Annotated in this window: 6 protein-coding genes; 1 reads left to right on the top strand and 5 read right to left on the bottom strand. The window is 35.6% G+C overall.

The window, feature by feature from the left end:
* Positions 1-222 precede the first annotated feature (222 nt).
* The gene (locus ACQKCJ_RS13865; protein WP_427402220.1) at positions 223-1,554 is read right to left on the bottom strand and encodes a CocE/NonD family hydrolase C-terminal non-catalytic domain-containing protein; all 1,332 of its coding nucleotides are present in this window, start codon (positions 1,552-1,554) and stop codon (positions 223-225) included.
* A complete protein-coding gene (locus ACQKCJ_RS13860; RefSeq protein ID WP_427402219.1) occupies positions 1,548-1,604 on the bottom strand; it encodes a hypothetical protein in 57 nt (18 codons plus the stop codon). The genes ACQKCJ_RS13865 and ACQKCJ_RS13860 overlap by 7 nt, the downstream gene beginning before the upstream one ends.
* 618 nt (positions 1,605-2,222) lie before the next feature.
* Here ACQKCJ_RS13860 and ACQKCJ_RS13855 point away from each other — a divergent pair.
* Complete coding sequence (locus ACQKCJ_RS13855; RefSeq protein ID WP_427402217.1) at positions 2,223-3,149, top strand: glycoside hydrolase family 16 protein; 927 nt, start codon at positions 2,223-2,225, stop codon at positions 3,147-3,149.
* 242 nt (positions 3,150-3,391) lie between these two features.
* Here ACQKCJ_RS13855 and ACQKCJ_RS13850 read toward each other — a convergent pair whose 3' ends face one another.
* The 3 genes from ACQKCJ_RS13850 to ACQKCJ_RS13840 all read right to left on the bottom strand — a co-directional run bounded on the left by ACQKCJ_RS13850 (position 3,392) and on the right by ACQKCJ_RS13840 (position 7,683).
* On the bottom strand, positions 3,392-4,783 hold the full coding sequence (locus tag ACQKCJ_RS13850) for an endo-1,4-beta-xylanase (protein ID WP_427402216.1): 1,392 nt from the start codon (positions 4,781-4,783) through the stop codon (positions 3,392-3,394).
* 264 nt (positions 4,784-5,047) lie between these two features.
* Positions 5,048-6,151: a hypothetical protein gene (locus tag ACQKCJ_RS13845; RefSeq protein WP_271336638.1), complete on the bottom strand. Its 1,104-nt coding sequence runs from the start codon at positions 6,149-6,151 to the stop codon at positions 5,048-5,050.
* An 8-nt stretch (positions 6,152-6,159) separates the two neighbouring features.
* Positions 6,160-7,683: a RagB/SusD family nutrient uptake outer membrane protein gene (locus tag ACQKCJ_RS13840; protein WP_271336639.1), complete on the bottom strand. Its 1,524-nt coding sequence runs from the start codon at positions 7,681-7,683 to the stop codon at positions 6,160-6,162.
* Positions 7,684-7,736: the final 53 nt, after the last annotated feature.

Here is a 7,736-nt window from a genome sequence, read left to right as displayed (position 1 = left end):
CGCCTGCGCAGATGGTACTGCAGTTATGTGGGAGAGTATGTCGTCGCCTTTCTTTTGAAAACCCTGTTTCTAGCGAAACAGGGTTTTTTGTTTTACAAAATACTGGGGTTATAGGCGAGCCCCGATAGCTATCGGGGTCTGTCGGGATCAACACGAAAACGGATCAAACGCAAAAGTTGGGGATTAGGCAAAAAGATTAGGATCAAACGCAAAAGTTGGGGATTAACCAAAAAGATTAGATAATCTGAATAAGAAGAAATCTACTTTACGCACTCCTCTAATTTGACTTCTAAACGCTTTTACTTTAGCATTAAAAGATTCTGCTGAAGTATTTGTACTTCTATTATCAAAATAGTTTAAGGTTGATTGGTAATTAACTGTTATAGTATTTAAAAGGATATTAAAATTTTTAAACCCTGACTCCTCTACATATTTGCCACCTGTGTGCAAAATATGAACGCCTTTGTTATTGGTGATACAACCTGGAGTCCCCGGCATCACAGAACCAATTTCGTCTTTACTGCTTATCATCACACGCAGAGTATCTCCTTCGTTATATGTCATACCAATAGGACTAAGTACAATATTCAATTCTACGATTTCTTTTCCTGAAAGCTTTTCTGCGCGGTCAAAACTGTATGCGGAAATTTCATCAGTAGAAAGGATTGGATCTAAATGTCTGGCAGACGCTCCGTCCTGAGTAAAATCCTGTAAAGCGGCATTGCGGTTAGGTACTACAAATTCGCTCAGTACATTGCCTAATTTGTCAATTTTCTGTACCCATACAAATACATCCATATCATCGGTGTTTTCTGCTTCCATAAAGAGTTTTACTTTTGGATAACCAATAAAAGTAGTTTCTTTTTCAAAAACAGTGTGGAACGATACACGGCAAGGCAAAGCCTCAGGAAAATAGCATAATGGCAATTCATTATCATCGGCATTTAATTGTAAAGTTCTTGTTCTGCCGCTGAAGTAATAGCGCTGTAATTGGGACTCTCTAGGAGGAAAAGTTTCAGCAATAAGCCCTGTTTTGTTGTTAGCCTGAAAATCCAAAATTGAATAACGTACAGTGGGTGTTTTCTCCCATCCATTTTGTTTTCCTAACAAATAATAATCAAAAAACTTACGTAGTTCCTCAGTAAATTCAGCATTGTAATAATCAGGGCATTCCTGAGTATCATGAATACGCAACCATTTTTCTTTAGAACCAATAGAACGCCATGAGCGGAAAGTTCCCATTGTATGCAATGTATTCGAGTAACTTGCCACAACATAAGTAGGCACGGTAATTTTAGAAACATCGGCAACTTTGTCTTTCCACAATTCAGCATCTGCTAAAGGGTAAGCTTCCATTTCGACAGTCATATCTTCGCGTTTTGCTTCGGTTGCGCTTACATGATTTATCTGCAGACGGTGAAGGAAATTTGGATCAGGAATCCCGCCAATATAAGCTAAATCACGATAAGCATCCTGCAAACCTTCCGTTGGACTTATACAAGTAAGATGTGGTGGTTGACCTGCAGCAATAAACCATTGTGAAAACGCTAATATGAAGTTCCTGATAAGGCTGTTTTTTGGTTGGACCAATCTTGTACTGTCAGCCATTCTATAAGATCATAACAATCTTCTGCTTACTGAGAACCAATCATGGTTATATCGCCTTCACTATGTGCAATTCCGCGGGCGTCAGGATTACAAACAGCATAACCGTGCTGAACTCAATAGGCAGGATCAGGCGCTTCAAACTTGGTTAAACCCGAATTATTCGTTCTAAACAAAAATAATGGTGAAGTGATGATTGAAAAGAAAATAAAAGGCAAAGCAGGGATTTCGGGAATAACAATTTTGAATGATAAATTTATTTTTCGTGCGGTGGTGGCTATGTTTATGAATGTAAAGTGAAGTAATCTATTGTTTATAATATTTCTGATTTAAATTATATTAAAAAGTCCTCATTTTCATTAGGACTTTTTTTATGGGGAAAATCCACTTTTAAAACACATCACTCTTATTTTAATTTTAATTGAATTGTAGATTATATTAATCCATTGTGTCTTCTTCTAATCTTATCAGTTTCTCAATATTTAATACCTGCGTACATCATTTATGATATGTTTTGCATCAAATGGGATATTTTTTTTGTATATATAAACTTACTTTTATAATCATAAATCCGAATAAATACTTTACTATAATTATAAATTTAACCACAAAAAACGATGAAAAAATTAAGTCTGTTATCATTAACACTAACGTGTGTTTTAGGATTTGCATCCTGCTCAGATAATGCAACACCTGCAGCAGAGAATCAATTGGCAAACGCAATTGCAACTACAAAAGGCAGTACGAACAAAGTGGCCGGTGCGCCCTGGGTAAAACAATTTGAAGATACATTTGATGTAGGTTCCAGTCTCTCACAATGGACAAAAGAACAACGAGCGGATTACAATTCCTGGTATTGTGACTATTATAGTTCTGTGCCCACCACGCAATGGCGAGATGGAAAACAATGTTTAGAAATCAAGACCACAAAATTAAGCACGTACAAATATCAATCTGGTTTTATTACGTCTAATTACCAATACAAACCAGAAAACAATACGGAATATATGCTTTCTGCTAATATTAAATTAATAGCCATGGACGGTGGAACTTACAAGTCTTTTACAGAAACTTATGGCGCGTGGCCCGCTTTTTGGTCGGTTCAGGGAAATGCCTGGCCAACACAGGGAGAAATTGATATTCTGGAAGGATATTCTTTTGCGCCTAACGCAAGCCGTTATACTTCGAATATTTTTTACGGAACTTCTACGGGAAATAACCAATTAGGAAACTCAGCCGAAAGAAATTATCCTGCTAATTTTGATATTAACGGAAATGGAGGATGGCATTTATACGAATCTTTCTGGAAGATGAAAGATAATATAGTAACAGTAACAATCAAGGTAGATAATGTGACTGTTTCAACCTATACAAATAGTGGTGTATCGAACCTTAATTTAAATAATTTCGGGAAGCATTCGATTATTTTTAATGTCAATGTGGGATCAAAAGATTCTAATTTTATAGATCCTAATAAAATAAACTTATTTACAACTGTAATGATGTGGGTTGATGATGTAACAGTCTACAAAAGACCTATTTAAAATACAAACACGAATTGCACGAATTATCACTAATTGGTTTGTGAAAAATAATTTCACAAACGGGGTCTACCTTTTTAAATTAGTACTGATTCGTGTAATTTATGTTTCTTATAGATTTTAATATAAACACGAATTACACGAATTGTCACTAATTAGTTTGTGAAATTAATTTCGCAAACCAGGTTAATACCCTTAAAAATTAGTGTTAATTCATGAAATTCGTGTTCATTATAGATTTATATTTAATCTAAACCTTCAAGAAATCCTGTATGGGAGCTTTTGATGGCAAAATTTGCATCATACAATAAAGGCCAGTCATTTCCTGCGTGGTTTAGTTCTGTACTGTACGGAATCCAGGATTCATTATCCTTCATTCCCCAAACCGTTAAAGCATATTTATTAGCTTTAGGAAGGGCATTATAAATTTTCACGATCTCTTTGTATTTTTCTTTTTGCGCCAGTCTTCTTTCATTTGTAAAAGCAGCAATGTCATTCGATTGATTTACTTGAATATCCAATTCAGAAACGTGAATTTTCAATCCTTTTGCTACTGCTCTGTTAAGATCAGTTTCTATTTGAGCTTTGGTTGGGCTTAAATACGTATTGTGCATTTGAAAACCAAGACCATCAATAAGATTACTTGCTTTTAAATCATCTGTAATGGTAAAAACCCGGTCTTGTTTTGCGATATTAGTTGAAGTTGCATAATCATTATAAAACAATAACAAGTTGGTATCGCCTGCAGCAGTTGCCGCATTTCTAGCCCATTGAAAACAGTCTTTGATGTAATTAGGTCCCATTCGTTTAAGGAAAATAGTATTTCTCATGTTACCGCCATTATCGTCTGCAGCTTCATTTACCACATCCCAGGATTTTACTTTTCCTGCATAATGCGTAACCACATCTGTAATGTATTTTTTTACTTCTGTCGTAAATTCAGCATCAGTTCCTGCAAAATCCTGTAACCATTTAGGAACCGAATTATGCCATACCAAAGCATGACCGTGAACATTGATAGCATTTGCATTTCCATAAGCGACAATTTTATCTGCTACAGTCCAGTTGTAAACACCACTTGCAGTAGAAATTTGATCCATTTTCATTTCATATTCGGCAGAAATACTGCTGAATTCATTTTTCAAAATAACATCATACGGACTTCCGGCAGTCAATTGTGAAGCTTTTACCGCCATACCTACAAAAAACGGATTGGTGACTTTATTGGCTTTTACTTTTAGAAAAGCAGGATCTTCAGGAATACTGCTTGTACCTGTAGTTACCACAGAAATAACATTTGAATACGCCGAAATTTCTGTCTCGTTTTTGGCTCTGACTCTATAAAAATATTGTGTGCCGCCATCTAAACCAATGACAACTTCGTTTAAATCAGTTACTGGTTTTGCATTGTAATTAGATACAAAAGTGGCGAAATTTTCGCTGGTAGAAACATCCAAAAGATAGCTTTTAGCATTAGAAACGTAATTCCATTTTGCTCTGAAACTAGCATCGTTTACATCTTTTGGTGCGTTTGCAACAGGCAATTCTAAAGTATTGGCCATTACATTGTCATCTTTTGAACAAGAGTTTAAAAAAAAGACAAGGCTGGTGAGCACAAGTAAAATTTTATTTTTCATATTGTTTTTTATTTTAAAGTATTAGCATTATTCATGCAATTACTTGTATTTATAGTTTATATAAGAGCACAAGTGAAAAAGAAACACGAATTGCACGAATTGACACTAATTCGTTCGTGATATTAATTTCACAAACTAAAATGACCCATTTATAATTTGTGCAAATTCGTGTTCAATATTTCATAGCTCTACTGTAGTAAAAAGAGACTGCTTTTAAAAACAGCCTCTTTTTTAGTTTTAAAAATTAAAACACAAAACCATTAATTATTGGTAGCGAATTTTAATATTATCAAATTTTATTACGCTTGGATTTGGTGTATCTCCTTGCGCAATTCCAACTTTAATTTCATTGATTTTAGAAGGATCTAATGTAGCGGCTGAATTCGAACCAAAACCATAATTGTCTTTAAAATCAGCTATTGATATTGTTTTTGTAGTCCAGTTAACATCGGTTATTTTAAAATTATAACCGTAATCTTTTCCATCAATGGTATTCAATTGAATGGCAAATTGAGCGCCTGCAACATTCCCGCTTACATCAATATCTATAAAAGCTTTTGTTGCATCGTTATTAGCTGCGCTTAGAAAACTAGCTCCGCCACCGGCACTGCTTCCATTGTAACCATTGGCAGTTGAACCAACCCATGATAATGCGGCATAATTACCAGTTGGTCCGCCTGTGGTATTTGCATTAAAACTATCCATATCACCATACGCACTCCAATCGCGTCTTGTACCAGCTCCGTCAAAATCAGACACAAGAATTGATGTTGCAAATTCTATTGTTTTTTTTGCTGAACCTCCTGGTGTACTAATTACTAATTCTGATCCGGAAACTGCATCCGCAGGTAAACCAATAATAATGGATGAAGATGAATTGACAGAATAACTGAGTGATTTACCTCCTAAGGTTATCGAAGAAACATTATAAAACCATGTGCCTTGTATTTCCAGTGGAAAACCCGGAGTTGCTACAGCCGGAATTGTTTTTGTAATAGTAGGAACGGGTTGTAAAATCTCAATATTTTTAGTTACTGATCCGGATGCTGTTACAAATGTGATGGGTTGTACGCCAAATCTGCTTCCTAATTTTTCATCAAAAGGAATGGTGAAAATAAACGCTTTATCTGAGTTATAGTTGGGATTGAAACTGATATCAATTTTATTATCGAGCGTGATTTTTTTCAATCCTGTTAATCCTGTTCCTTCGACTCTTATTTTAGTTAGAGGAAAGGTTTGGTTGAGTAAATCGCCCGGTTCTGCAACCATTGCATCTACATTTGCGGTAACTGCGTCATCGTTTTGACAAGCCGTGAAAGAAGCAAATGCCAAAAGAATTATAATTGTATATTTTATTTTATTAATCATAGTATAAATTAATTAAAGTTATAAGGAACAGGAGGTTCTAGTAATGATGGATTAGTATCAATAGCAGATTGCGGTAATGGCAGTTCAAAATAATTGCTTCCCGGAGTGATCTTTACAGAAATCAATTGGGTTCTGGCATCATCAGAATAAAAACCAACTTCCTGATTTGAGATAATTGCTGTTGCTTCGGCCAGACCGCGGCGTTTTAAATCGAAGAAATATTGTCCTTCAAGGGCAAATTCAATTCTTCTTTCCTTAAACAACTCATCTCTGGTAAGTATTGTTTTAGTTGATAATCCTGCTCTTGTTCTCACTTCGTTAAACGCGCTTAATGCAGATGCATTAGTTGTAGAAGGCGCTCCGGCCAAAATCGCTTCGGCATGCATTAATAAAACATCTGAATATCGTAGTATAATCGTGTTTTGTGAAGTCTTCATAAAGAAAACATCGTTTCTTTCTGCTGCAGAACCTACAATGTATTTTCTGAAATTGGCTCCTGTCGAAGAGAGGATTTTTTTATACGTGAAACCTCCTTTATTTTTTAATAATTCAGGATAAAAGTCGCCATCGGTCATGATCGTGCTCTTTTTTCGGGTATCCTTTGGTTCAAAATCACTTTGCAATGAAATAGAAGGCAGGTGAACTCCCCAACCGTCGCCACCGCCAGTTATTCCTGTACCTCCGGGAACGATATAGGCCTGATTTGTATTTTGAGTTCCCCATTCGGTAGCAATAGCTTTCCATTGCAAGGCAAACATACTTTCGGGACTGTTATTGTTTTCAGGGCTGCTAAATAAGTTGCCGTAATCCTGAATTAACGAATATTGTTTTCCCATAATTTTCTGGGTCAAATCTGCACATTCTGTGTATTCTTTTAAAGTCAAATGAACTTTTGCAAGAATTCCCATTGCCACCGTTTTAGTTACATATCCTTTTTTTACCGAAGTATCAGGCAAGTTTTCGATAGCATATTCTAAATCTTGTTTTATAAATTTATAAACATCTGCAACAAGATTTCTTTTTGGCTGAGCGGCGGTTCCTGCTTTGCTAATAATTGGCACGGCTCCAAAAGTTCTTACCAAATAGAAATAGGCATTTGCTCGCATAAATCGTGAGATGGCGATCGAATTTTTATAGGATGCTTCCGGCAATTCGCTTTTTCTGTCTTCAACCAGACTCATTAAATTATTCGATTGATCGATCACCGAAAACAACGAAACATATCCTTCTGTCAGGATTGGATTTTGTGAGGTTACCTGAGCATCTTTAAACTGAGCATAAGCACCATCGAATGTAAAAGCGTTTCCGGCATACATATCGCCAACGGCAATCAGGAATTTATCATTAAAAGTAAACCAGGGCTTAAAATATAAACTCTCGGCAATACCATCAAAAGCCGTAACGCCTTCCGGTAAATCGGCCGGTGTTAATTGATTTTCAGATGGAGCATCCAAAAATTCATCAGAACAGGAAAACAAAGAAAGCAATGGTATCAGCATTACCATCAGAAAAAGTTTTAGGAATTTTTTCATAACTATTATTTTTATTTTAATGACTATGAATCATTAAGTTAATTGTGTTTTAT

Source organism: Flavobacterium sp. NPDC079362, assembly GCF_050267765.1.
In the GTDB taxonomy this organism is placed as follows: Bacteria; Bacteroidota; Bacteroidia; order Flavobacteriales; family Flavobacteriaceae; genus Flavobacterium; species Flavobacterium azizsancarii.
The sequence above is the reverse complement of the archived record's forward strand: the minus strand, read 5'-3'. Positions and strand labels throughout refer to the sequence as shown.